The following is a 25,873-nucleotide window of genomic DNA, read 5'->3' on the forward strand; positions in this document are numbered from 1 at the left end:
ATTGCGATTTGATAATGTTGTCTATTGGCATTGACTGAAATCCATAAGGTTTATGACCATATTTTATCATTTTCTTACGGATTGTTGTATTACTTCTTGTCTTAAAACCATATTATCTATAAGGCTTGTAGAGTTTTGGCGGACGGACTATATACTCTCTGTAGAAATATTGACAGTATCTCGTGATAGTTTACGTCTACCTGAAATTATATCTGGTGAAATACCCTGTGTTAACTGCTTTATTATTTCTGCTCGTAAATTATTATCAATATCTAATTTTCTTTTTCTCTTACCTTGCCTTAAACTGCAAGCAAGTGTGTTAGCCCTATCTGGTCTATAATTATGCCTCATTCTCTTGAGTTCATAACATATAGTGCTTTTATCACGGCCAATCTTTGTCCCTATATATCGCGAGCTATAACCACTCTTATTCATTTCGTATATTTTAAATCTTTCATCTATCGTTAAATGAGCCATGATATATCTATATTTAAATGATGCTCCTCGCAGCAGAGCTACGAGGTATCTAAAAAAGTTTTAGTTGTTTCTTATGATATCACGAAGCAGAGCTTCGGGGAATTAAACCCTGAGAGATTAAAAATTGATTATATCTGGCTTAATTAATTATAGAACTTTCCTATTACTTAAAGCTACATTGCAAATAAGATAAAATTATTATATAATTCCTTAAAACAATACTAATGGTTATATTATGTTAGACATACTTCTTTTTGTACATATTACTATCGCAATATTATTAATTATAGTTATCCTAATGCAACGTAGTGGTTCAGATGGAATTAGCAGTATAAGCGGTGGGGGAAATATGGGAGTAATAAGTGCTAAGACAGCAAATAATTTTCTTACTAAAAGCACTGTAATACTTGCTTCATTATTTTTAATAAATGCAATAATACTTGCTAATCTTTCTTCTCAGAAGAAACCGGATTTGGTATCTAAAATCAATGAAATTGAAGAAAATCAAGTAGATAATAGTCTGCCTATAGCTAAATAAATTGTAATAAAAAATTATGCAAAAAATAATAAAGTTAAAAGATTTAAAAATAGGCAATGATCTACCTTTTACTCTGATTGCAGGACCTTGTCAAATTGAGGGGCTAGATCACGCTTTGTTTATGGCAGAAGAGCTTGTTAAATTAACTACTAAACTTAATATTCCATTTATATATAAGTCTTCTTTTGATAAAGCTAATAGAACTTCTATAAACGGTGCTAGAGGTCTTGGAATTGATAAAGGCTTGGAAGTTTTAGCAGAAGTAAAAAGAGCATTTAACTGTCCTATAGTTACTGATGTTCATAGTGAAAATCAATGTGCTGAGGTAGCTAAAATAGTTGACATGTTACAAATCCCAGCGTTTTTGTGCAGACAAACAGATTTACTTCAGGCTGCAGCTGCAACCGGAACAATAGTAAATGTTAAGAAAGGGCAGTTTCTAGCTCCTTGGGATATGAAAAATGTACACAAGAAGTTAGAATCATTTGGAGCAAAAAATATATTGTTAACTGAACGTGGTACATGTTTTGGTTATAATAATTTAGTATCAGATATGCGTGGTCTTGCAATAATGGCTGAGCTAAATACTCCTGTAATTTTTGATGCTACTCACTCCGTGCAGCAACCTGGTGGGCTTGGAGGAAGCACTGGAGGAGAGCGTAAATATGTAGAATTACTTGCAAAAGCTGCAGTTGCAGTAGGTGTTGCTGGTCTTTATATGGAAGTACATCAGGATCCGGATAATGCTCCAAGTGATGGTCCATGCATGATTAGGTTAGATAATTTAGAGCGTGTCCTTACAAAGCTCAAAAAATATGATGAAATTACTAAAGAAAAATAGTAATGATAACCTACAAAGAATCTGAGAATGTTGAGTTACGTTCAGGGACAATTACGGCTTTGTTGCATAAATTGTAGAAGTCAAGATTTGATCTTACAGACACTATAAATTTCGTACCTGATTGTCAGTTAAATTTTGACTGTCAGATACATATTCAAGATACAAAATTTCATTATTCTTTTCAACAGCTAATTTCTTACTATCCTTAAAAGTTTGCATAGGAGTTTTACCATAACAATATTTACCAGAATGAGGTCTTTCATTATTGAAATACTCTAGCCAGATATCAAGATCTAATTGTAGGTCATCAAGATTTGTATAAATCTTTTTCCGCATAGCTGTATCAAAGAATTCTTGTTTCATTGTTTTATTAAAACGCTCACACATACCGTTTGTTTGAGGAGAATATGCTTTAGTAGTAGTATGCTCTATACCTTCGATACTTAGAAATAATTCAAAAGCATGATGCTCTATATTCCCCTTATATTCTGACCCACGATCTGTAAGAATACGAAGTATTGGTATCCCTTGAGTCTCATACCATGGTAACACTCGGTCATTAAGCATATCAGCAGCAGTTAAAGCTGTTTTATCAGTATATAGTTTAACATCAGCTACTCTGCTGTAGCTATCAATAAATACCTGAGAATAAACCTTACCTATACCCTTAAAGTTGCCTACATAATATGTATCTTGGCATCCTAGATACCCTGGATGCTGTGTCTCAATTTCTCCATGAGCTTCTTTTTCATTACGACGCTTCTCTAGCACTTGTAATTGTGCCTCAGTAAGCACAATACCATCTTGAGCCATTTTTGCTTCTAATGCTTTAAGTCTTTTACTGATGTTGTTTAAATCATTACGTAACCAAATTGATCTTACTCCCCCAGGTGATACAAGTACACCAGTTTTTTTAAGCTCATTTGATACTCTTAGCTGACCATATGCTGGATATTCTATTGCCATATCTAGTACTGCTTTCTCTACAGCAGGATCAACTCTATTCGCTATTATTGGCTTTCTTCGACTAATTTCATACAACGCTTCTTCGCCACCAGTTTCATACAGTTCTTTAAATCTGTAATAACTATCTCTACTATATCCCATCGCTTTACATGCTGATGATATACTACCAAGGCTCTTAGCTAATTCAAGTAAACCTAATTTTGGTTTTATTATTTTTTGATTTAAGTTCATTCTTTATCTCCATTTAATAATTAATTTATTTTACTAAATGTAAGATATAATCTCAACTATTACAGATGATTTTTGTAAAATTAGCGAGCAGTGGATTAATCCATTCTGACTTAGTACTGTTTTTAAATCTACTCCACCTTTTATCAGCAAATCTATTGCTGCATTTATTTTTTTATTCTTCTCTATTTGCATTGCTGTTACCTATATTTTTAATTACTTCTAATATAGGCTCAACAAAAATTTACACAATCATTGCAAAAGACTCGATTATATTACCAAAAAATGGTCTATGCCTATCCCCCAATTGGAATGAAGCTATGGCTCATTTTATGATCAAATTTGATGGTAGAATTTAATGGTTCACGAAATTTACACAATTGATGAGACAGAGCCGATGTTTTATTCATATTAGCTTTGAAAAATTCTTTAAAAAATTCTGAATCTTTGATCTCATGACTATGCCCTTTCTGATAACCAGTCGCTGCCTCTAAAGTACCTTGCTTATCTTTTAATTTTTTCCATTTATATATAGTATCACGACTTACATTAAATAATTTACTTACCTTACTTATTCGTATCCCTACCTCTACAGCTTTTATAACTCTTAGTCTTAGTTCTATTGCATATGCTCGTGCCATATCTCTTTATATGCTTATTAATAATTGCTTAGTATAACTTGATACTTTCACTTTGTCAGTATATTAATGATTTTTGCTATACTTACTTCCAAACCTAGATTAATCCAGAATTCAGGTTAATACGAAACTCGCGTAAAGTTAGCATTTTTTTACTTCCTTGCTTCGTCAATTACCTCGTAATTTCCTCGCAATGACGACTCTCAATCCATGCAACAAAGCCTACTGTGGCTTAGGAACTAGATCCAGAAAATAATAAAAAATACTAATTTTATTAGTATTTTTAACTGGCTCTAGTTCATAAATCACGGGATGACAATTGGAAAACCGATCTATGAGGGCAAGCCTTAAGCGGGAATGACATAGAATAGATACCGGGCCATTACTTCCAAATTAGCTTGGATTGACCTTTAGGAATGTGCTATACTTTATCCATTAAATTCTTAGCTATATCGGTTTCTGAAAGATTATTATTTTGGGTTGAGTGAAAATATTCTGAAACAAGTTTAACAACTTCATCAGAAAATTCATCTTGTAGTTCTTTACTTGCTAATAATTTTTGGCTTTCAATTAATTTAATAGTTTCAACTTTCTTATGCTCTAAAAATTCTTCAATTTCTTTAGTTTTTTCTTGAACTATTTTTTCTGTAATTTCATTATTTTCTTTGGTCATTTGAAGTTGTAGAGCTTCTAAATTTTTTATTTGCTCTTCAGTTTGTTCAAATAATAATTTTGCATCGTCTTTTAATTTTTCAGCTTTTAGAACTCTCTCTTGTACTTCTAAAACTTTCGTATCCAAAGATTTTAAAATTGCTTTTTTTGCTGGTCTATAAATTAAATACACAAAAATTATAAAACTAATAGCAAGCCAAAAGCTTTCATCTAGAAAATGCATTATTATTGTATTTTTATATTTTTTAGTAAGTTTATATCTGCTTTAGTGCCAGTGATTTTTTCGATAATACTAGCAGCAAGCATTATAGTCGCATCTACTTTACTAGTTCTAAATTTTTCTGCAACTAATTTTATATCTTTAATATTTTGATTTATCAGCTTTCGTAGGTTTTGTTCTAAATTAGTTTTTTTAATCAAAAATTCTGCCTCTAAAGAATCTATTTTTTCTTTTTTTAACCTATCTATTTTAGTACTTATTCTTATTATTTCTTCATTATAGTATTTATTTAACTTTTCGATTTCTAAAGCTAATTCATCGGCTTTTGCAATATTATCTTGAATATTGGATTGTCTATTATTTAAAACTCTTTCAATTTTAGGAACTATAAATTTGTAGACAAAAATATATAATAAGCTAAAAGTAACTATTAGCCAAAAAATTTGTGAATAATATGTATTAATATCAAATTGAGGCATATTATTTAAAAGCAAATCTTAGGAAAAGATAAGTAGCATTGCGATTACAAAAGAAAAAAGCCCCATTGCTTCAGCAAGACCTGCACCAATAAGTGCCATTCTCTGAAGCTGTGTGGTAGCTGAAGGATTTCTAGCTATTGAATTAAGTAGTGAACTAAATATATTACTGACGCCTAAAGCTGCACCAAGCATTCCAATAGCCATACAACCAACACCGATGAACTTTAAAGAAACCATATCCATAAAAAAACTCAACTTTAATTAATTAAAAAACTCTAGTGTAAATTAACTGCATCATTAAGATATACACAAGATAAAATAGTAAAAATATAAGCCTGAAGAATCGCAACAAAGATTTCAAACCCAATTAATATAACCATAAGAGGTATTGGTAGAAATTTCAAGTAAATCATCAATGTTACAACAAAGCTAGCAATTACTTTTAATAAAATATGACCTGCCATCATATTTGCCGCAAGCCTTAAGGATAAACTAGCTGGTCTTGCTAGATATGTAAATAATTCAATTATGATCATTAGCGGGGCAAGCCATAGAGGCGTACCGTGGGGCAAGAAAAGTGATAAGAAACGCATACCGTGCTTTACAAAGCCAACTATAGTCACCATTAAAAATACTAGAATTGCTAAAGCAAAAGTAATAATGATATGGCTGGTAACAGTAAACCCGTAAGGTATCATGCCAAATAAATTACAAAATAAAATAAAAACAAATAGAGTGAAAATTACAGGAATAAACTTGCGTCCTTTACTGCCTACATTCTGATTTAGCATATCAGTTACAAGGTTATAGATTATTTCGCCACTTATTTGTAACCTTGATGGTACTAACCTAGGATTTGAAAAAGCCAAGTAAAAATAAGTTAAAGCTAAAACACTAGCAAGTAGCATATAGGCAGCTGAATTAGTAAAGCTAATATCGAAATCCATAACTTTAATTTCTATCAGCTTTTTTATATCAAATTGTACTAAAGGATTATGAAGCATTTTGTTATTTCTTACTGATTAGCCTTTGCCTGACTATATTAAATCCTGCTATAATTCCGATTATAGTAAATATAATAATAAATAAAGATTTAGAATGAAAGAATTTATCAGTTAATAAACCAATAACAAACCCTACCATTGTTCCGGAAACTAAATCTATAGCTATAGTAAACGGACTTATTTCCTGTTGCAAGTTAGAACTAGGGGTTTTATCAATTTTTAACTGATTAATTCTTGTTTTAATATCTTTTAATTTATCATTATCCACTATAAATCTATTTTATTTTTTGATTCTTCTATGGCTTTATCTATTGCTGCTGAAATACTATTTATACTATAATTCTCAGTTTGTACTCCGTTAACAAAGAAAGAAGGAGTTCCTATAAATTTTGGTGCTTTTGTTATAAAATTAGTGTTAGCAATTAAGGTTTCAGTAATTTGATCATCGCTTAAACATTTTTTGTACTCTTCCGGAGTAACGCCGCCGAGCTGACCTATATCAGTTAATAACTCTCTATATTTATTGCTAACTGACCATTTATCTTGTTGCTTTAACATAATATCATGAAACAGCATAAAGCTATTTATGTCACCTTTGCAACGTGCTAAAATAGAAGCATCTAAATCTTGTTTAGTAGCAATAAATTCTCTAGTAACATATGCTATTTTATTAGTATCTATATATTTTTGTTTAAGTTCAGGAAAAATTGTAGAGTGATAATAAGCACAATGCGGGCAAGTAGGAGAGAAATATTCAACTAAAACTATTTTAGAGTCTTTATTCCCAAGAACCATATCATTTTCATCAATCTTAAAAGTAACCTTAAAAGTTTTTACTTCAGGCTTTTGCTCTATTTGTTCTTGCACAGCCGGAGTTATTACAGCTGGAGTTGTTGTTTCGGTTGTTTGATTGTTGTTTTCATCTGAAGTTGAAGCCTGAGCTGGAGTTATGGATTCAGATGATTCTTGCTCTACTACTTTCTCTTCTGAGCAACCACTCAAAAGCAATAGAAATATTAACGTAATAAAACTATTTTGCATAATTTAACCCTTTATAATATTGATTTAACAATCTGAAGTTTTGACAAAAAATTTTTATTAAAAAAAGTGGCGAGTGTATCAATCTATAATTTGTATTATATATCAAATAATTTACTTTAAATTTGTAGAAATATCGCTTTTAAGCTGATAAAAGCACTAAATATTTAACTTTAAATATAAATTTTTATTTTAGTCAGAAAAATTAGAATTTTTGTCAAAACTTCAGAACAATACAATAAGGTTTTATTTACTTTATTTCAATAGTAAATAAATTTGCTATATAAAATTATCTGCTTTATCATTTAAGCAAAATGTGTTATGCTAGACAGGATAATAGTCTAACATTGGATTCTTAAGCACTAAGTAATTACTACGGAGGGATTAATAATGGTAAATATAGCACAATCCGAAGACAAAACAGAACAACAAAAATCTGAGTTTAAAATAGGACAAAGAATTGTTTATCCTGCACACGGAGTAGGTGCAATTACAAATATAGAGAACCATACTATCGCAGGTACTGAGATAAAGGTATATGTAATCTCTTTCCTTCAAGATAAAATGACTCTAAAAGTACCGGTTAGTAGAGCTACAGTTGTAGGGCTTAGAGCAGTTGCGAGCAAAAAAGATCTAGATTTAATATATTCAACCCTTCAAGGCAAGCCAAAACAGGGTAATAGAATGTGGAGCAGAAGAGCTCAAGAATATGAAGGAAAGATTAATTCAGGTAATATTGTAGCAGTTGCTGAGGTATTACGTGACTTACATAAAAATGTCGATAATGATCGTTCTTATAGTGAAAGAACTCTTTATGAAGCAGCTCTAAATAGACTTGCAGGTGAACTTGCTATTCTTGAAAACATAGATTCATCTGAAGCTATTAATAAGTTAGTGGAAGTATTACGCGAAAAGTTGGTGGTATAGTATCCCTTTGATACTTCAAGATTTGGTAAGTCAAATTTCGGGGTTCGCCTTTGCTCACGTATTAATCTCTCAGGGTTTAATTCCCCGAAGCTCTGCTTCGTGATATACTACTTGAATGGAAGAAAGCAGTTATATACATAAGAGTCATAATGTCACAGTACTAATATATCATTTAGTAACGCCGGCAAAGTATAGGAGAGTAATATTCAATCAAGAACTAGATGATTATTTGTGTAAAATTTGTGAGCACATAGAAGATCGTTATGAAATTAGATTTTTAGAAATAGGAGTAGATAAAGATCACGTACATTTTTTATTACAGTCAATACCAATGTATAGCCCAACAAAAATAACTCAAATCATAAAAAGTATTACTTCTAAGAAAATGTTTGAGAAATATCCAAATCTTAAAGAAAAATTATGGGGAAGTGAGTTTTGGAGTAAAGGATATTTTATGAGCACAGTAGGTAAACATGGTGATGAGCAGAAATTACGTAATTATGTACAGAATCAAGGTTCAGGCAAACCTTCTTATAAAGCATTTCAACAAAAACAGTTAAAGCTTTTTGGATAGATACCTCGTAGCTCTGCTGCGAGGAGCATCATTATGTATTAGTTGATATTTGATCTTACATTTAATAAAAATAATGTATTAAAAATACAGATAAAAAAATGGAAGGTCACAATGCACTTAAATCAAAAAATAATAAAGCCAAAATTAGGTTTACTAGAATTAGCTAAGAGTCTTGGTAGTATATCATCAGCATGTAAAGCGATGGGATATAGTAGAGATAGTTATTACAGATTTAAAGAACTATATGAAACAGGAGGTGAAGAAGCGTTGTATGAAATTAGTCGCAGGAAGCCAATAATAGCGAATAGAGTTGATCCAGCGATAGAGAAGGCAGTAATGGATATGGCAATAGAATATCCAGCATATGGTCAAGATGCGAGTATCAAATGAGCTTAAGAAGAGCGGTATACTTGTATCACCTGGAGGAGTAAGATCAATTTGGCTACGTAATGATTTAAACAATATCAGTAAAAGGCTTAAAGCATTAGAAGCAAAGATGGCTCAAGATGGGATTGTTCTTACTGAAGCTCAGTTACAAGTACTACTGAAGTTTTGACAAAAATTCTAATTTTTCTGACTAAAATAAAAATTTATATTTAAAGTTAAATATTTAGTGCTTTTATCAGCTTAAAAGCGATATTTCTACAATTTAAAGTAAATTATTTGATATATAATACAAATTATAGATTGATACACTCGCCACTTTTTTTAATAAAAATTTTTTGTCAAAACTTCAGTAAAACGACTTCTTTACAAAAACTCAAATGAAAAAAATTTTAGGAATTGAATCAAGTTGTGATGATACTAGTGTTTCTATAATAACTGAAAATAGGGAAATCTTATCGAATATAGTCATATCACAAAATACAGAACATGCAGACTATAAGGGAGTAGTGCCGGAAATAGCCGCACGTTCTCATTTAGCTAATCTCGAAAAAGCTATGAAGCAGGCTTTACTTGAAAGCAATACTAGCTTAGCTGCAATTACGGCAATAGCTGCAACTTCAGGACCTGGTTTAATTGGCGGCGTTATAGTCGGATCAATGTTTGCAAAGTCCCTTTCTAGCGTTTTAAATAAGCCTTTTATTGCAGTAAATCATTTAGAAGGACACGCATTAACTGCAAGATTAACCGATAATATCCCATATCCATATTTGCTTTTATTAGCTTCCGGTGGGCATTGTCAATTTGTCACAGTACTTGGGCTTGGAAAATATAAGATTCTTGGTAGTACTATAGACGATGCAGTAGGTGAGGCTTTTGACAAAGTAGCTAAAATGCTTGATTTACCTTTCCCAGGTGGTCCTAAAATCGAAAAAAGGGCCAAGCTGGGCGATTCTTACAAATATAAATTCCCAAAGCCAATTATTAATAGTGGTGATTGTAATATGTCTTTCTCAGGGCTTAAAACGGCAGTGCGTACTCTAATAATGAGTTTACAAAAGATTAACGATACTGTAATTAACGATATAGCAGCAAGTTTTCAGTTTACGATAGGGGAAATTTTAAGCAGCAAAATACTAGAAGCTATTAAAGTTTATGAACGAATAACAAATGATTTTAATAGAAATATAGTAATAGCCGGCGGGGTGGCTGCTAATAAATATTTGCAAAAAGTGTTAAGTGATTGTACCAAAATACATGGCTATCAGCTTATTTATCCGCCCACAACGCTATGTACCGATAATGCTGCGATGATTGCTTATGTTGGACTTGAGCGTTATAATAATGGGTTATTTACGCCTTTAAATTTCTGTCCTAAAGCTAGATGGAGCTTAGAAGAAATATAATTATACCTTTGATACTTCAATATTTGGTAAACCGTAAGCGTCTTGTAAAAGCGGTCTAGACAAAATGTGACTATTCCAGTTTCTGAAGTTTTGACAAAAATTCTAATTTTTCTGACTAAAGTAAAAATTATAATGGACTAATGGTATGGACCTCCTGATATAGAGAATGAAAAGCAGTTGCTAATCTTCTAGGGTTAATATTTAACATATTAAAACAACAATTAAGGAGGTCCATATGGAGGTTACTACAATTGGTATAGATATTGCAAAAAGAATTTTTCAAATTCATGGTGTAGATAAAAATGGCAAGACAGTATTAAAGAAAAAATTGATGAGAGATCAGGTTTTGACATTTATGGCTAATTTACCACAATGTTTAGTAGGGATGGAAGCTTGTGGTGGTTCTAGTTATTGGGCAAGAGAAATAACTAAATTAGGGCATGAAGTAAAACTAATGGCACCGCAATTTGTCAAACCATATGTTAAAACTAATAAAAATGATCAAGCAGATGCTGAAGCGATATGTGAAGCCGTGACAAGACCTAATATGAGATTTGTTGCAATTAAAACTATAGAGCAACAAGAAATTTTATCAATACATAGGGTAAGAGAGAGATTGGTAAAAAATCGTACAGCACTTGCTAATGAAATTAGGGGGCTACTACATGAGTTTGGTTTTATTGTTCCTCAAGGCATTAATAAGGTTATCACAAAATTAATTGAGATTTTAGATGCAGGGAAATTAAGCCAGTTAAGTTATCAAACATTTAGTGAACTAAAAGAAGAATTCTTAGATAATAACAGAAAAATAAAAGAGATAGAAAAACGATTAACAATGATAGCAAGTAACCTAACTCAATATCAACGATTAAGAGCTATACCTGGTCTTGGTTTAATTACTGCTACTGCTTTAATAGCATCAATAGGTAATGCTACAAGTTTTGAGAATGGCAGGCAATTATCGGCATGGCTAGGATTAGTGCCAAGACAACATTCAAGTGGTGGGAAGGATAAGCTGCTGGGAATTAGCAAGCGAGGTGATGTATACTTACGCACTTTATTAATTCAAGGGGCTAGAGCTGTACTAAATGCCAAGATAAGATTTACATCGGAAGAACAGAAATCTAAAAAAGATTTTAGCCAATTTACGAAATGGATGTTTAATTTATCTGAGCGAAGTAGCCATAATAAAACGACAGTTGCCATAGCTAATAAGTTGGCAAGAGTGGTGTTTGCTGTACTAAGAGATCAGGAGATGATTATGTAGAGAGTAAAGTTTGTAGCTAAAGAGTGTGTAGCATAGCACTTATAAGTAAAATAAATGGTGATTTATATAATGAATAGGTAAAAGCAAAACAATATGTAAGAGATTCCAACCCGAAATATGCTTGAGATAATTAATATTGATGGTAAATAAGACAAACCTTAGCTTACAAAAAAACTGCGTTTTTCAGTGGCTCTTTTAGAAGCCGATGGACTGATAAGTATATAGTTTGTAAGCCAGCGAATTCCATCAGGGCTGTAGAATAAATTAGGTTGATTTATCAGCTATAAGCCGGATACATGACTGCATTTGTTTGTTTTTATTATTGATGTTATTTTTTTCTTGCATTCTACAGGAGGTCCATACATGAAAAAATTGGACAAAAAAATGAAGGAGTGTGTTTCCGCAATAAGTTAGAATAAATAGCAATAAACTTAAGAGGAAAGATGAAGAAAAATAAAGTAAAAATTTTCAGTGCTTCAGAAAAAACGGGGATAGTATTAGAATTAATAAAAGAGGAGTCGACACTTGGTCAGTTAGCTTCAAAATATGCAATAAGTGTTAAAACAATTCAAAATTGGAAAAAATAGTTTTTAGGTAATGCGGCATTAGCTTTTGAACCAGCTAAAGTTTTGAGTGAATATCAAGAACAAATAAATCATTTACAAGAGCAAAATGATGAACTTGCTAAAGCTCTTGGTAGAATCACAGTTGAGAGGGACTGGGCCGTGGGAAAGCTCAAAAGCTTGGATTTATCAAATAAAAAGAGTCTTGTACACTCCAAGCTAAATCAACTCTCAAAATCAAGACAGTGTGAACTATTAAAGATTAGTCGATCTACAGCCTACTATAAATCCAAGGAGATGAGTATAAATAAATTAAGTATTTTAAATAGAATAGATGAAATATATACAGATAATCCTGAATTTGGTTATCGCTATATTCATCAACAGTTACTAGAAGATGGTTTTATTGTCGGTAAAGATCGAGTACTGAAATATATGAGGATGATGGGTATAGAAGCTATTTACCCACATAAGAAAAAATCTACTTCTCGAAACGATAGTGAGCATAAGATCTATAGCTACTTACTTGATCAATATTGGACTAAATCTGGCTCAACAAAGCAAGTGTATGTGCCTAATGTGAATGAGGTTTGGAGTGGTGACATTACTTACATTAGAACTAATGGTGGCTTTATGTATATGGCAGCTATTATAGATTGGCATAGCAAGGCCATATTGAGCTATAAACTGTCAAATTCTATGGATGCATCTCTTGTAACTGATGTCTTGAAACAAGCTCTCAGTAAGTATAACGCTCCACAGATATTTAATAGTGATCAAGGTAGCCAATATACCAGTTATGACCACATAAATATTCTCAAGGAGCATGATATCCAAATTTCAATGAATGGCAAAGGTAGAAGTATTGATAATATAGTAATAGAAAGGTTTTTTAGAACTTTAAAATATAATTGTATCTTTATTAATGATTTTAACAATGTTAAAGAGTTAAAAGAGGGGATTGATCATTATCTGAATAAATATAATTATCACAGATTTCATTCAAGTATTGGTTATAAAAAGCCTATGAATGTATATCTGAATTATATGCAAAATTATCAGCAAAGTGCTGCCTGATAATCGAAAAATTAGGAAAACATACTACTCATTTTTTTGTCTTGATTTTTCAGTCCACTATCTAATTAAGGAATTAACCAAGGGTATTTTAGAGCGAGCACTGCATGCTGAGATGTCAGAACATTTAGGTTATAGCAAGTATGATAGAGCTGAAACTGAGCATGCGAGGAATGGTAGTTTTAGTAAGAATCTGATTAGTGAGAATGGTACTATAGAGATAAATGTTCCAAGAGACAGACAAGGTAAATTTGAACCTATAATAGTCTCAAAGAAACAAACAAGAATAGATGGCTTAGACCAAAAGATAATATCCTTATATGCGAAGGGTATGAGTGTGTCTGATATTAAAACACAATTGCAAGAATTATATGGAGCTGAGATCAGTGAGAGCCTAATCAGCAGGATTACAGATGAAGTAATAGATGAGGTCAAGATTTGGCAGAGTAGACCTCTTGAATCAGTATACCCTATAGTATATTTTGACTGTTTAGTAGTGAAAGTAAGACAAGATAAACTTATTATTAATAAATCAGTATATGTAGCTTTAGGAATAGATTTATCTGGCAGAAAGGATATTTTAGGCTTATGGATAAGTGAGAATGAAGGAGCTAAATTTTGGCTTGGTAATTTTACTGAAATGAAGAATCGAGGAGTAAAAGATATCTTAATTGCTTGTAGTGATAATCTAACTGGTATGTCTGATGCTATTGCATCAGTATATCCGAAAACTGAACATCAAATTTGTATTGTCCATCAGATCAGGAATAGCCTCAAATATGTATCATATAAAGATAGAAAGCAATTAGCAGCGGATTTGAAACTAATCTATACTTCTGCTACTGAAAAAGAAGCAGAATTAGCTCTTGAGTCATTTGATCAAAAATGGAGTAAGCAATATCCGCATATAGCTAAATCTTGGTATAATAATTTGTAATAGTTGAGATACCGTCTTGAGTGTCAACAACTTTTTCATTATTTTACCTCAATTTTATTTTACAGGGTTTTTATATTTGCACTAAAAGATGTTTTGTTATTAAGAACACCATAAATTATGTGAAGCAACTTACGCATAGCAGCAATCACTATAACCATTTTAGATTTTCCAACATTGCTCAAACGTTGACTAAAATCCTTAATAATCGGATTATGTTTTATAGCAACTATGGCAGGCATATAAAAAGCTTTACGTAAATTAGCATCTCCTGTTTTTGATATTTTTCCTATTCCATGGACAGAAGTGCCTGATTGTTTTGGCTTTGGGTTAAGACCAACAAACGCAGCTAGTTGTTTTGCAGAATTAAAATTTTCTACAACAAGAAAAGCAAGTATCACTCCTATTGTTTTTTCTCCTATACCAGGGATTGAATCAAGAAGTTTACTTTTATCATGTAAGTCTTTGTGTCCTTTAATATGATTAGAGATAAGTTCTTCTACTTCCTTAATTTGCTTATCCAGAAATTCAATATGAATCATAATGTTAATGGCAACTGCTTTACTTGCTCCGCTCAATCTATTATTTTCTTGATTTTTATTAGCAATCAAACTATCCAAGCGTCTTACCCATTGTTGTAATTCTTTAATATGTATAGGGGTTGGTTGCCAAAGATCAGGTTGCATAGCCTTGCAAAAAGAAGCTATCAATTCACAATCAGATTTGTCAGTTTTAACTCTTGAAAGCTTGCTCATTGCAAAGCCCTTGATGCGAGCTGGATTTACGACACTAACTTTAAATGTATTATCATAAAGATATTGAGCTAACCTAACTTCGTAACCACCTGTTGATTCCATACAAGCGTGAGCAGTATCTATTCCCTTTTTTTCTAACCATTGTTTTAGTGCAGCAAAGCCTTTTGCAGTATTATTAAACTTTTTGGTTTTGATTTTATTATCATTTAATAAAGCTACGTCAAATGTTGCTTTAGAAATATCTATACCCAAAATAATGCTACTCATATTTGACCTTCTATGTTAATAATAAGTAGAATACCCAAAGATCAACCTTGTAAATACAGGTTCATTGATTAATTTCAAGACCTAAGAATACCGTCCGATCTTTAATGAGTATGTGAAGACTAATTGTTTGATCTCAACTACAGGGTTACATAGCCCTAAGATTTAATACGGCATATTAGTCTTCTTACTTAAGTGCCCTTAAGTATCTTATAGTTGTTTACTAAAGACAATACTAAGATACAAGATTATATCTTACATTTAGTAAAATAAATTAATTATTAAATGGAGATAAAGAATGAACTTAAATCAAAAAATAATAAAACCAAAATTAGGTTTACTTGAATTAGCTAAGAGCCTTGGTAGTATATCATCAGCATGTAAAGCGATGGGATATAGTAGAGATAGTTATTACAGATTTAAAGAACTGTATGAAACTGGTGGCGAAGAAGCGTTGTATGAAATTAGTCGAAGAAAGCCAATAATAGCGAATAGAGTTGATCCTGCTGTAGAGAAAGCAGTACTAGATATGGCAATAGAATATCCAGCATATGGTCAGCTAAGAGTATCAAATGAGCTTAAAAAGACAGGTGTACTGAGTCTTTTGCAATGATTGTGTAAATTTTTGTTGAGCCTATATTAGAAGTAATTAAAAATATAGGTAACAGAAATGCAAATAGAGAAGAATAAAAAAATAAATGAAGCAATAGATTTGCTGATAGAAGGTGGAGTAGATTTAAAAACAGTACTAAGTCAGAATGGATTAATTAAGGAATTAACCAAGGGTATTTTAGAGCGAGCACTGCATGCTGAGATGTCAGAACATTTAGGTTATAGCAAGTATGATAGAGCTGAAACTGAGAATGCGAGGAATGGTAGTTTTAGTAAGAATCTGATTAGTGAGAATGGTACTATAGAGCTAAATGTTCCAAGAGACAGACAAGGTAAATTTGAACCTATAATAGTCTCAAAGAAACAAACAAGAATAGATGGCTTAGACCAAAAGATAATATCCTTATATGCGAAGGGTATGAGTGTGTCTGATATTAAAACACAATTGCAAGAATTATATGGAGCTGAGATCAGTGAGAGCCTAATCAGCAGGATTACAGATGAAGTAATAGATGAGGTCAAGATTTGGCAGAGTAGACCTCTTGAATCAGTATACCCTATAGTATATTTTGACTGTTTAGTAGTGAAAGTAAGACAAGATAAACTTATTATTAATAAATCAGTATATGTAGCTTTAGGAATAGATTTATCTGGCAGAAAGGATATTTTAGGCTTATGGATAAGTGAGAATGAAGGAGCTAAATTTTGGCTCGGTAATTTTACTGAAATGAAGAATCGAGGAGTAAAAGATATCTTAATTGCTTGTAGTGATAATCTAACTGGTATGTCTGATGCTATTGCATCAGTATATCCGAAAACTGAACATCAAATTTGTATTGTCCATCAGATCAGGAATAGCCTCAAATATGTATCATATAAAGATAGAAAGCAATTAGCAGCGGATTTGAAACTAATCTATACTTCTGCTACTGAAAAAGAAGCAGAATTAGCTCTTGAGTCATTTGATCAAAAATGGAGTAAGCAATATCCGCATATAGCTAAATCTTGGTATAATAATTGGGATAATTTGATAATTTTCTTGCAATATCCAAAGGAGATTCGTAAGATTATTTACACTACAAATGCGATAGAATCGCTGAATAGCCAATTGAGAAAAGTTACTAAGAATAAACGCATCTTTCCAAATGATGACGCAGTATTTAAGGTTTTATATCTGACAATTGATTATATTACTAAAAAATGGTCTATGCCTATCCCCAATTGGAATGAAGCTATGGCTCATTTTATGATCAAATTTGATGGTAGAATTTAATGGTTCACGAAATTTACACAATTGATGAGACAGAGCCGGTGTACTTGGCTTTGTTGCATAAATAAGCTTTTGAATGTAATAGTTGAGATTATATCTTACATTTAGTAAAATAAATTAATTATTAAATGGAGATAAAGAATGAACTTAAATCAAAAAATAATAAAACCAAAATTAGGTTTACTTGAATTAGCTAAGAGCCTTGGTAGTATATCATCAGCATGTAAAGCGATGGGATATAGTAGAGATAGTTATTACAGATTTAAAGAACTGTATGAAACTGGTGGCGAAGAAGCGTTGTATGAAATTAGTCGAAGAAAGCCAATAATAGCGAATAGAGTTGATCCTGCTGTAGAGAAAGCAGTACTAGATATGGCAATAGAATATCCAGCATATGGTCAGCTAAGAGTATCAAATGAGCTTAAAAAGACAGGTGTACTTGTATCACCTGGGGGAGTAAGATCAATTTGGTTACGTAATGATTTAAACAACATCAGTAAAAGACTTAAAGCATTAGAAGCAAAAATGGCTCAAGATGGTATTGTGCTTACTGAGGCACAATTACAAGTGCTAGAGAAGCGTCGTAATGAAAAAGAAGCTCATGGAGAAATTGAGACACAGCATCCAGGGTATCTAGGATGCCAAGATACATATTATGTAGGCAACTTTAAGGGTATAGGTAAGGTTTATTCTCAGGTATTTATTGATAGCTACAGCAGAGTAGCTGATGTTAAACTATATACTGATAAAACAGCTTTAACTGCTGCTGATATGCTTAATGACCGAGTGTTACCATGGTATGAGACTCAAGGGATACCAATACTTCGTATTCTGACAGATCGTGGGTCAGAATATAAGGGGAATATAGAGCATCATGCTTTTGAATTATTTCTAAGTATCGAAGGTATAGAGCATACTACTACTAAAGCATATTCTCCTCAAACAAACGGTATGTGTGAGCGTTTTAATAAAACCATGAAACAAGAATTCTTTGATACAGCTATGCGGAAAAAGATTTATACAGATCTTGATGACCTACAATTAGATCTTGATATCTGGCTAGAGTATTTCAATAATGAAAGACCTCATTCTGGTAAATATTGTTATGGAAAAACTCCTATGCAAACTTTTAAGGATAGTAAGAAATTAGCTGTTGAAAAGAATAATGAAATCTTGTATCTTGAATATGTATCTGACAGTCAAAATTTAACTGACAATCAGGGGCAAAATTTATAGTGTCTGTAAGATCAAATCTTAACTTCTACATTTTGAATATACTGCCCCTAACCCCGCAATGCTAGCCTAGCCAACAGGCACAGAGATAGGTTTACCAATTTCAAACATTTTGTTTAATAAGTGGCATTTAATAGACATTTCTTTTGTCATATTTTGATCATGTCTTGATAGTCTATCCGCCAAAAACACTTCAAATCCTGATCATTTGTAATGGGATAGAGTTTTGACAACAAATTGCTAAGATTTTCAATAAAAATTAATAAGTTATGTTAATTTTTACTGATACATTTCTGTGTTGGTCTAATTTTGATATGGAGCTATTGTTAACGATTTTTTATCGTTCATCTAGTTTTTGCATGATGATATTTTTGATTTATGTGGAGTTAGACACGATTTGTAAATGATTTGCAATGCATCGTAAATTCAAACCAATAGCAGAGATTATTGGATTGATAATATCTCCTATCATACCTTTCAAGAAGTTTCTACCCATCCGACCATATTGCTTTAAGTGACCTATTATTGGTTCTATGGCACTGCGTCTCTTGATCATAGACTTGTCCTCTTGTAACAACTTCTTCCGCGTTTTTGGGGTATATACCTTACTCTTCTCCTTTACATTGCTACCACTATACCCAAGATCAACAAATGATTTCTTTATCTTGATTCCAGTGACACTCTCTACTGCTTCAAAGCTCTGATGCAATGTATGACCATCATAAGGATTATTATGAAACGATTTTGCGGATAAAACAAAATTTCTACGACCACTTACTACTACCGCTACTTTATTGCCAAACTCATATGGCTTGTTGCGTTTTCCCTTTCCTATACACTCTACTTCAGGGGCATGAAAACTATATAATACTTTGTTATCTTCTTTATATTGCTTTTTAGCTTCTCTTTTTAAAACAGATTGGTTATGTATTTGTTTTATTTTTTGCAATACTTCTTGATTTTTGAGAGACAAGTTTAATTGCTTATTTTTGATCTCACGCTCACATACTCTAATCAAACGACCCAGTAATATTTTTAAATGCTTCATTATTTTCCAACGCTTCTTGGCTTTACTATGTTCTTTATATTTCCATAGCTTTACTATACAGGAGTTTCGCACTTAGCAAAAAGTATGTTAATCTAGAGAAAAATAGTTTTAGATAAAAATGACAAGAACAAAATGTAGCAAGGACTTATATAAATCATTTTTACAAGCAAGTAGTGTCAGATATACTAGCAAGGCATTATCTGAAGTGAGTCCAGTAGATCTATCTCACGATAGTGCAAGTCGATGGTTAAAGAGTAAGGATTTTCGTCCTAGCGAAATCTATAAGGAAGTGTCAAAATATATAGATTGGGAAGCACCGTGTTTATTAGTGGGGGATGACACCTTATTATCAAAGCAATACAGTCAGAAGATTGAGCTTGTACGTTATCAATATTCTGGAGCTGTACATGATGTTATACCTGGTATAGGAATGGTAAACTTACTACATTACAATACTAAAATTGCTCAATCTACTCCCGTAGATTATAGAATATATGATAAAGACACTGATGGTAAAACAAAGAATGAGCATTTTTGTGATATGCTTACTTTAGCTAAAGAAAGAGGTCTCAATCCTGATGCCATAGTCATGGATGCTTGGTATAGCGGGTTGGAGAATTTAAAACATATACGTAATTTAGGCTGGCTATGGGTTACCACCCTAAGGAAAAATAGAAAAGTTAATCATAATGTTAGCTTGGAAAGTTTAGAGATACCCGATGAGGGGCTAAAAATTCACCTACGTGGATACGGTTGGGTTACGGTATTTAAGTTTGTGGCAAAGAATGGTCGCATTGATTACATAACAACGAACTTGGAAAATCCCACACGTGAGCAAATAGAGAAAATTGTTAAGGCACGTTGGTCTATAGAGGTTTATCATCGAGAATTAAAACAAACTTGTGGTATTGAACGCTGTCAGGCACGCACGGGCCGAGCTCAAAGAAATCATATTTGCCTTGCAGTATTTGCCTGGCTTGATATGAATAAAAGGAGGATAAATGAAAACATTACTTTATATCAACAAACTTGGGAAGTTATAAAAACATCAATTCAAAACAATATCAGATGGCTTTTAACTGATTCGCAACTTTGCTAAGTGCGAAACTCCTGTATATCGCGTTTATAGGTTCTAGCGTATGTTTCATTCAAATGTATACCCAAACTGTTGCAAAGCTTTACTATGCTAAGCCTAGCTTTATCCATTAAATAAACATCGTGTGGGTGTTTGATATTCTTAATTTGTACAGTCGTATCAGCGATGATTAATTCCAAATCTTTTTTTTTAATTGTGTTAGTTTTTATCCCAACCCTGATCAACTCCGATAATATCTCATTATATCCAGCTTCACCTAATACACTACGAAACCGTCGTATACTAGTTTCCGAGATAGCTATGTCTTTTTCTATATATTCCCACCCGCAGAAATACTGCCAATACATATTCTCTTTTAGCTCTTCCTCTGATAATGAATCTGAAAAATTATACATTGCTTGTAGCATCGTTATGCCAAGCATCACTCTATGACATTTTCTATTTCTACCAAATTTCTTAATACAAACATTTTTTGATAACCACTCTTCGAGCCTAGACCAATTTATTAATTCTCTTAATTTATATAGCTTATTATTTGGGTTTAATTCTTCTTTTAATTTATAACCAAACAGTTTCCCTTGTTCTTGCGATTTGATAATGTTGTCTATTGGCATTGACTGAAATCCATAAGGTTTATGACCATATTTTATCATTTTCTTACGGATTGTTGTATTACTTCTTGTCTTAAAACCATATTATCTATAAGGCTTGTAGAGTTTTGGCGGACGGACTTGATAGAAACTTACTACCAAAAGAAGTTTTAAATCGAAAGAACGTGTTCTCTACACGCTCCCTTCTACCGTAATTATTCTTTACCCTCCATGCTTGGTATCCTTTGTTTTGTTGATATATAACAGCTGCATCTCTCTCAGTTTTATCCCTAAGCGATTGAACTTTTACTGAAGAGTTTGGGGGTCTAATAACTGGTTTTATCTTCTTCTTTCTCAACAATTGATATGTAGATTCACCGTCATACCCTCGATCTCCCAGAAAATCCTTGGCTCTGACATTAGCTATTAGTAGTCCAATCTGTGATCTATCATCTATAGTATGCTCTGTGGTACTATCGGCAAGTATCATACCTTGATCTTCTATAACGATATGTAGCTTTTTCCATATGCGACGCTTATATTGCTTACCATGCTTATTTTCTAGCCATTCGTTCCCTGTGTAGGCTTGTATCCCTGTACTATCCATTGAAATACAACTAAATTCTTTATCTTGATTTCCATGTAAATACCTAAGATCTAATGACTTCATACGCTTACTTAATGTTGTATAGTCTGGACATCTAATAGATAAACCCGATATTTCAAAGAGCCAGTTTATAAAGCCTTGGGTTTGGCGTAACTTAAGACCGAATAAGCATCTGATCTTCAAACACTGTAATATAGCGTGATCACTATAGCGTCTAGGTCTTCCTCGTTTCATTTCCTCTCTGTAATCAGCATACCAGCCAATCGCCAAATCACTGGCAATCATAAAATCTATGCGACCCCTATTGCGTAAAAAATTATTATATTCTGACCAATTCGTTATTTTATATTTAGAATACTTGCGTGATTTACTAAAAGGGGCTTTCTTCCGAGATCTCATATAATCTGGATTATTTTTTAATTCAGGACATCTTACCAGATTATCACCACTCTTGCTCTACAAATTTTATTTATGCAACAAAGCCACAAAGATTGGCCGTGATAAAAGCACTATATGTTATGAACTCAAGAGAATGAGGCATAATTATAGACCAGATAGGGCTAACACACTGGCTTTGTTGCATAAATAAGCTTTTGAATATACTGCCCCTAACCCCGCAATGCTAGCCTAGCCAACAGGCACAGAGATAGGTTTACCAATTTCAAACATTTTGTTTAATAAGTGGCATTTAATAGACATTTCTTTTGTCATATTTTGATCATGTCTTGATAGAAACTTACTACCAAAAGAAGTTTTAAATCGAAAGAACGTGTTCTCTACACGCTCCCTTCTACCATAATTATTCTTTACCCTCCATGCTTGGTATCCTTTGTTTTGTTGATATATAACAGCTGCATCTCTCTCAGTTTTATCCCTAAGCGATTGAACTTTTACTGAAGAGTTTGGGGGTCTAATAACTGGTTTTATCTTCTTCTTTCTCAACAATTGATATGTAGATTCACCGTCATACCCTCGATCTCCCAGAAAATCCTTGGCTCTGACATTAGCTATTAGTAGTCCAATCTGTGATCTATCATCTATAGTATGCTCTGTGGTACTATCGGCAAGTATCATACCTTGATCTTCTATAACGATATGTAGCTTTTTCCATATGCGACGCTTATATTGCTTACCATGCTTATTTTCTAGCCATTCGTTCCCTGTGTAGGCTTGTATCCCTGTACTATCCATTGAAATACAACTAAATTCTTTATCTTGATTTCCATGTAAATACCTAAGATCTAATGACTTCATACGCTTACTTAATGTTGTATAGTCTGGACATCTAATAGATAAACCCGATATTTCAAAGAGCCAGTTTATAAAGCCTTGGGTTTGGCGTAACTTAAGACCGAATAAGCATCTGATCTTCAAACACTGTAATATAGCGTGATCACTATAGCGTCTAGGTCTTCCTCGTTTCATTTCCTCTCTGTAATCAGCATACCAGCCAATCGCCAAATCACTGGCAATCATAAAATCTATGCGACCCCTATTGCGTAAAAAATTATTATATTCTGACCAATTCGTTATTTTATATTTAGAATACTTGCGTGATTTACTAAAAGGGGCTTTCTTCCGAGATCTCATATAATCTGGATTATTTTTAATTCAGGACATCTTACCAGATTATCACCACTCTTGCTCTACAAATCTTATTTATGCAACAAAGCCATCATGAACAACTATTGCCAAAATCTGAACGAAAAGTATATTTTTGCAATCCTTATTCTCCATGGCAAAAACCATTGATAGAGAAGATTAACTCAATGGTGCACAGAGTATACTCTAAATCTTTAGATATAAAAAAATTAACAATAAAGCAATTACAAGAAATTGAGGATTTTTTAAATAATTTACCAAGAAAAGTGCTCGGTTATAAAACACCCAATGAGGTATGGGAAGAAAATATAAATCTGGCTTAATTAATACTGGAATTTACCAATGAAGGAGCTAAATTTTGGCTTGGTAATTTTACTGAAATGAAGAATCGAGGAGTAAAAGATATCTTAATTGCTTGTAGTGATAATCTAACTGGTATGTCTGATGCTATTGCATCAGTATATCCGAAAACTGAACATCAAATTTGTATTGTCCATCAGATCAGGAATAGCCTCAAATATGTATCATATAAAGATAGAAAGCAATTAGCAGCGGATTTGAAACTAATCTATACTTCTGCTACTGAAAAAGAAGCAGAATTAGCTCTTGAGTCATTTGATCAAAAATGGAGTAAGCAATATCCGCATATAGCTAAATCTTGGTATAATAATTGGGATAATTTGATAATTTTCTTGCAATATCCAAAGGAGATTCGTAAGATTATTTACACTACAAATGCGATAGAATCGCTGAATAGCCAATTGAGAAAAGTTACTAAGAATAAACGCATCTTTCCAAATGATGACGCAGTATTTAAGGTTTTATATCTGACAATTGATTATATTACCAAAAAATGGTCTATGCCTATCCCCAATTGGAATGAAGCTATGGCTCATTTTATGATCAAATTTGATGGTAGAATTTAATGGTTCACGAAATTTACACAATTGATGAGACAGAGCCCGTAGCTCTGCTGCGAGGAGCATCATGTTTTCTTTTTTTTCTTACTATATATTAAAACTAACGTTGGTAAAGCAGTAATAACAGCAGCTAAAATATAATGAATAACAAGCGGTCTATCCACCATATGACACTGTCCATCATCTGGAATCGTCTGAGCCAAAACCATATAGGCAACTATTATCGTTACTGCTATATATAGAAAAGCAAAAAATAAGTATTTCATAAATTTTTTCATATTGATCCTTTATAAATAATCGAGTATACCATAGATATTTTATCGACACATTACATTATGATAGTATCATATGATACTATCATGGTATAGAAAGAAATATATTTTATGTCCAATTCAGCTTTTTTAATTGCGTTTTTTGTATCTATAATTCGTTACTACGATTATGCATTATTCGGCTTATCAGCTCACATTTTAGCACAAAATTTTTTACCTAGAAGTACGCATGAAACACAGCTACTTGGCTTTTTTGCCTTGCTGAGTGCGGCTGTTGTGATCCGTCCTTTAGGCTCTATAATTTTCGGCTATATAGGGGATAGATATGGACGCACTAAATCCATCAAAATATCGATGTTTATTAGCAGTATCTCTACCTTACTAATTGCCGTTACCCCTTCCTTTGATAAAATAGGTATTCTTGCTACAATTATGCTTACATTTTGCCGGATGATTTTTCTTGCAAGTTTAGCTGGCGAAGTTGATGGCATAAAAGTTTATGTAGCAGAAAAAACAAAAAATAACCGAAAAAATTTAGGGCTAGGAGTAGTTGCAAGCTGCACTCAAATAGGAGCATTACTTGCTGCTATGGCTTATTATTGTGCGACTAACCTTAATATTTATTATTTGTGGCGGATTAACTTTTTTGTAGGTGCTACATTTGGATTATTTGCGATTTTGATGAGAAGCTATTTTGAGGAAAGTAGAGAGTTTTTACATAACAAAAATAAACAATCTGATAATATTCCTATCTTTCAATCTCTAAAAAACTCTAAAAAGTCTTTTATTTTGGCACTACTAATAAATGGTACAATCGGCGGTATATACCATTTTTTAGTATATTTCTTAGGAGTATTTTTAGCAAAAATAGCTTTTATAAACCCTATAGAAACTGAGTTTATGAACATAAGCCTAATTATTACTTACGGGATAGCGGCTATTTTCGCAGGAATGCTTGCTGATAAAATAAATCCTTTAAAACAAATTATATTTGCCCTGCTACTTAGTCTTGTAACAGCTTTTACTATGCAAACTTTACTATATCAGCAAATATTTACTGTTATATGTCCTATTATACTAATTGGGCTTGCCGCATTTTACGCGGTTCCACTGCAAATTATCGTCCAATCCTTATTTAAAACAGCTATTAGAATGCGGCTTTATAGCTTATCTCACTCCCTTGGCGGTATTATATTATCCTCAAGCACACCTTTCTTCAGTATGTTACTATGGCAAAACTTCAAATCATTATGGGTAACATTTAGCTTCTTTACTTTCCTACTTATAATACTAACCATTGCAGTAGTAGTTTTACGTAAAACTATTACACGCTAAAGGATTTGCTGCAACGCAATTGTTTTTTCTAGGGAATTA

The 25,873-nt window shown here is 32.5% G+C and carries 25 protein-coding genes and 8 pseudogenes; 17 read left to right on the forward strand and 16 right to left on the reverse strand.

The features are described 5' to 3' along the window. Nucleotides 1-150: 150 nt before the first annotated feature. Nucleotides 151-477, reverse strand: a pseudogene (locus AAHI98_RS15795) (transposase); the annotation flags it as partial. A 235-nt stretch (nucleotides 478-712) separates the two neighbouring features. Between AAHI98_RS15795 and secG the strand changes: the two are divergent. Then, the gene (gene secG / locus AAHI98_RS15800; protein WP_011477996.1) at nucleotides 713-1,015 is read left to right on the forward strand and encodes a preprotein translocase subunit SecG; all 303 of its coding nucleotides are present in this window, start codon (nucleotides 713-715) and stop codon (nucleotides 1,013-1,015) included. Between the two features lie 16 nt (nucleotides 1,016-1,031). Next, on the forward strand, nucleotides 1,032-1,856 hold the full coding sequence (kdsA, locus tag AAHI98_RS15805) for a 3-deoxy-8-phosphooctulonate synthase (protein ID WP_342226444.1): 825 nt from the start codon (nucleotides 1,032-1,034) through the stop codon (nucleotides 1,854-1,856). Between the two features lie 102 nt (nucleotides 1,857-1,958). On the opposite strand, the gene AAHI98_RS15810 is transcribed toward kdsA, so the two are convergent. The 9 genes and pseudogenes from AAHI98_RS15810 to AAHI98_RS15850 form a co-directional block, all read right to left on the reverse strand. Beyond that, nucleotides 1,959-3,053, reverse strand: a complete 1,095-nt coding sequence (locus tag AAHI98_RS15810) for an IS481 family transposase (RefSeq protein ID WP_342225236.1) — start codon at nucleotides 3,051-3,053, stop codon at nucleotides 1,959-1,961. 33 nt (nucleotides 3,054-3,086) lie between these two features. Further along, nucleotides 3,087-3,245: a hypothetical protein gene (locus AAHI98_RS15815; RefSeq protein WP_342226445.1), complete on the reverse strand. Its 159-nt coding sequence runs from the start codon at nucleotides 3,243-3,245 to the stop codon at nucleotides 3,087-3,089. A 266-nt stretch (nucleotides 3,246-3,511) separates the two neighbouring features. Next, nucleotides 3,512-3,691: pseudogene (locus AAHI98_RS18870) on the reverse strand (IS630 transposase-related protein); the annotation flags it as partial. Nucleotides 3,692-4,109: 418 nt separating this feature from the next. Next, nucleotides 4,110-4,583 carry a F0F1 ATP synthase subunit B gene (locus tag AAHI98_RS15825; protein WP_342226447.1) on the reverse strand — a complete coding sequence of 158 codons (474 nt, stop codon included), beginning with the start codon at nucleotides 4,581-4,583 and terminating at the stop codon, nucleotides 4,110-4,112. Nucleotides 4,584-4,585: 2 nt separating this feature from the next. Then, entirely contained in the window at nucleotides 4,586-5,059 is a 474-nt protein-coding gene (locus AAHI98_RS15830; RefSeq protein ID WP_342226679.1) for a F0F1 ATP synthase subunit B family protein, read from the reverse strand. A gap of 18 nt (nucleotides 5,060-5,077) precedes the next feature. Then, nucleotides 5,078-5,302 (reverse strand): F0F1 ATP synthase subunit C, encoded by a 225-nt coding sequence (locus AAHI98_RS15835; RefSeq protein WP_342226448.1) that lies wholly within the window; start codon nucleotides 5,300-5,302, stop codon nucleotides 5,078-5,080. A 32-nt stretch (nucleotides 5,303-5,334) separates the two neighbouring features. After that, a complete protein-coding gene (locus AAHI98_RS15840) occupies nucleotides 5,335-6,063 on the reverse strand; it encodes a F0F1 ATP synthase subunit A (protein ID WP_342226449.1) in 729 nt (242 codons plus the stop codon). Between the two features lie 4 nt (nucleotides 6,064-6,067). Beyond that, nucleotides 6,068-6,331, reverse strand: coding sequence for an AtpZ/AtpI family protein (locus AAHI98_RS15845; RefSeq protein ID WP_342226450.1), 264 nt, complete (start codon nucleotides 6,329-6,331; stop codon nucleotides 6,068-6,070). Continuing rightward, complete coding sequence (locus AAHI98_RS15850) at nucleotides 6,331-7,104, reverse strand: DsbA family protein (protein WP_342226451.1); 774 nt, start codon at nucleotides 7,102-7,104, stop codon at nucleotides 6,331-6,333. Before AAHI98_RS15850 ends, AAHI98_RS15845 begins: the two co-directional genes overlap by 1 nt. A gap of 387 nt (nucleotides 7,105-7,491) precedes the next feature. On the opposite strand from AAHI98_RS15850, the gene AAHI98_RS15855 reads away from it, so the two are divergent. From AAHI98_RS15855 to AAHI98_RS15885, 7 genes and pseudogenes are all read left to right on the forward strand, one after another. Then, nucleotides 7,492-8,028 carry a CarD family transcriptional regulator gene (locus tag AAHI98_RS15855; protein WP_342226452.1) on the forward strand — a complete coding sequence of 179 codons (537 nt, stop codon included), beginning with the start codon at nucleotides 7,492-7,494 and terminating at the stop codon, nucleotides 8,026-8,028. Between the two features lie 115 nt (nucleotides 8,029-8,143). Continuing rightward, nucleotides 8,144-8,602, forward strand: coding sequence for an IS200/IS605 family transposase (gene tnpA / locus AAHI98_RS15860; protein WP_342224823.1), 459 nt, complete (start codon nucleotides 8,144-8,146; stop codon nucleotides 8,600-8,602). Between the two features lie 111 nt (nucleotides 8,603-8,713). Continuing rightward, nucleotides 8,714-9,146, forward strand: a pseudogene (locus tag AAHI98_RS15865) (helix-turn-helix domain-containing protein); the annotation flags it as partial. Between the two features lie 220 nt (nucleotides 9,147-9,366). Further along, on the forward strand, nucleotides 9,367-10,392 hold the full coding sequence (gene tsaD, locus AAHI98_RS15870) for a tRNA (adenosine(37)-N6)-threonylcarbamoyltransferase complex transferase subunit TsaD (protein WP_342226453.1): 1,026 nt from the start codon (nucleotides 9,367-9,369) through the stop codon (nucleotides 10,390-10,392). 235 nt (nucleotides 10,393-10,627) lie between these two features. Then, on the forward strand, nucleotides 10,628-11,659 hold the full coding sequence (locus AAHI98_RS15875) for an IS110 family RNA-guided transposase (protein WP_342226454.1): 1,032 nt from the start codon (nucleotides 10,628-10,630) through the stop codon (nucleotides 11,657-11,659). A 443-nt stretch (nucleotides 11,660-12,102) separates the two neighbouring features. After that, nucleotides 12,103-13,299 (forward strand): annotated as a pseudogene (locus tag AAHI98_RS15880) (IS3 family transposase). Between the two features lie 10 nt (nucleotides 13,300-13,309). Then, a pseudogene (locus AAHI98_RS15885) lies at nucleotides 13,310-14,227 on the forward strand (IS256 family transposase); the annotation flags it as partial. A gap of 65 nt (nucleotides 14,228-14,292) precedes the next feature. On the opposite strand, the gene AAHI98_RS15890 reads toward AAHI98_RS15885, so the two are convergent. After that, the gene (locus AAHI98_RS15890; RefSeq protein WP_342224639.1) at nucleotides 14,293-15,252 is read right to left on the reverse strand and encodes a transposase; all 960 of its coding nucleotides are present in this window, start codon (nucleotides 15,250-15,252) and stop codon (nucleotides 14,293-14,295) included. A gap of 295 nt (nucleotides 15,253-15,547) precedes the next feature. Here AAHI98_RS15890 and AAHI98_RS15895 point away from each other — a divergent pair. The 3 genes and pseudogenes from AAHI98_RS15895 to AAHI98_RS15905 all read left to right on the forward strand — a co-directional run. Then, nucleotides 15,548-15,847: pseudogene (locus AAHI98_RS15895) on the forward strand (helix-turn-helix domain-containing protein); the annotation flags it as partial. A 72-nt stretch (nucleotides 15,848-15,919) separates the two neighbouring features. Beyond that, entirely contained in the window at nucleotides 15,920-17,134 is a 1,215-nt protein-coding gene (locus AAHI98_RS15900) for an IS256 family transposase (protein WP_342224662.1), read from the forward strand. A gap of 138 nt (nucleotides 17,135-17,272) precedes the next feature. After that, nucleotides 17,273-18,367: an IS481 family transposase gene (locus AAHI98_RS15905; protein ID WP_342225135.1), complete on the forward strand. Its 1,095-nt coding sequence runs from the start codon at nucleotides 17,273-17,275 to the stop codon at nucleotides 18,365-18,367. A gap of 373 nt (nucleotides 18,368-18,740) precedes the next feature. Here the strand turns inward: AAHI98_RS15905 and AAHI98_RS15910 are convergent, their stop codons facing one another. Continuing rightward, the gene (locus AAHI98_RS15910; RefSeq protein ID WP_342226456.1) at nucleotides 18,741-19,484 is read right to left on the reverse strand and encodes a transposase; all 744 of its coding nucleotides are present in this window, start codon (nucleotides 19,482-19,484) and stop codon (nucleotides 18,741-18,743) included. A 46-nt stretch (nucleotides 19,485-19,530) separates the two neighbouring features. Here AAHI98_RS15910 and AAHI98_RS15915 point away from each other — a divergent pair, with 46 nt between their 5' ends. Then, nucleotides 19,531-20,511 (forward strand): IS701 family transposase, encoded by a 981-nt coding sequence (locus AAHI98_RS15915; RefSeq protein ID WP_342224659.1) that lies wholly within the window; start codon nucleotides 19,531-19,533, stop codon nucleotides 20,509-20,511. Here AAHI98_RS15915 and AAHI98_RS15920 read toward each other — a convergent pair. Together AAHI98_RS15920 and AAHI98_RS15925 are read right to left on the reverse strand one after the other, a co-directional pair. Beyond that, entirely contained in the window at nucleotides 20,508-21,161 is a 654-nt protein-coding gene (locus AAHI98_RS15920) for a transposase (RefSeq protein ID WP_342226457.1), read from the reverse strand. The two genes, AAHI98_RS15915 and AAHI98_RS15920, sit on opposite strands and share 4 nt — an antisense overlap. A 46-nt stretch (nucleotides 21,162-21,207) precedes the next feature. Next, nucleotides 21,208-22,104: an IS5 family transposase gene (locus AAHI98_RS15925; protein WP_342226458.1), complete on the reverse strand. Its 897-nt coding sequence runs from the start codon at nucleotides 22,102-22,104 to the stop codon at nucleotides 21,208-21,210. 52 nt (nucleotides 22,105-22,156) lie between these two features. Here AAHI98_RS15925 and AAHI98_RS15930 point away from each other — a divergent pair, with 52 nt between their 5' ends. Next, a complete protein-coding gene (locus tag AAHI98_RS15930) occupies nucleotides 22,157-22,294 on the forward strand; it encodes a hypothetical protein (RefSeq protein WP_342226459.1) in 138 nt (45 codons plus the stop codon). Nucleotides 22,295-22,332: 38 nt separating this feature from the next. Here the strand turns inward: AAHI98_RS15930 and AAHI98_RS15935 are convergent, their stop codons facing one another. Continuing rightward, on the reverse strand, nucleotides 22,333-23,295 hold the full coding sequence (locus tag AAHI98_RS15935; RefSeq protein WP_342224734.1) for an IS5 family transposase: 963 nt from the start codon (nucleotides 23,293-23,295) through the stop codon (nucleotides 22,333-22,335). Nucleotides 23,296-23,375: 80 nt separating this feature from the next. Between AAHI98_RS15935 and AAHI98_RS15940 the strand changes: the two are divergent. Together AAHI98_RS15940 and AAHI98_RS15945 are read left to right on the forward strand one after the other, a co-directional pair. Next, nucleotides 23,376-23,630, forward strand: a pseudogene (locus AAHI98_RS15940) (transposase); the annotation flags it as partial. A 21-nt stretch (nucleotides 23,631-23,651) separates the two neighbouring features. Further along, nucleotides 23,652-24,233, forward strand: a pseudogene (locus tag AAHI98_RS15945) (IS256 family transposase); the annotation flags it as partial. A gap of 59 nt (nucleotides 24,234-24,292) precedes the next feature. Here the strand turns inward: AAHI98_RS15945 and AAHI98_RS15950 are convergent. Next, a complete protein-coding gene (locus AAHI98_RS15950; protein WP_342226461.1) occupies nucleotides 24,293-24,505 on the reverse strand; it encodes a Holliday junction ATP-dependent DNA helicase RuvA in 213 nt (70 codons plus the stop codon). Between the two features lie 105 nt (nucleotides 24,506-24,610). Between AAHI98_RS15950 and AAHI98_RS15955 the strand changes: the two genes are divergently transcribed. Next, nucleotides 24,611-25,834, forward strand: a complete 1,224-nt coding sequence (locus tag AAHI98_RS15955) for an MFS transporter (protein WP_342226462.1) — start codon at nucleotides 24,611-24,613, stop codon at nucleotides 25,832-25,834. Nucleotides 25,835-25,873: the final 39 nt, after the last annotated feature.

Source organism: Rickettsia endosymbiont of Urophora cardui (genome assembly GCF_964030725.1).
Classification (GTDB): Bacteria; Pseudomonadota; Alphaproteobacteria; order Rickettsiales; family Rickettsiaceae; genus Rickettsia.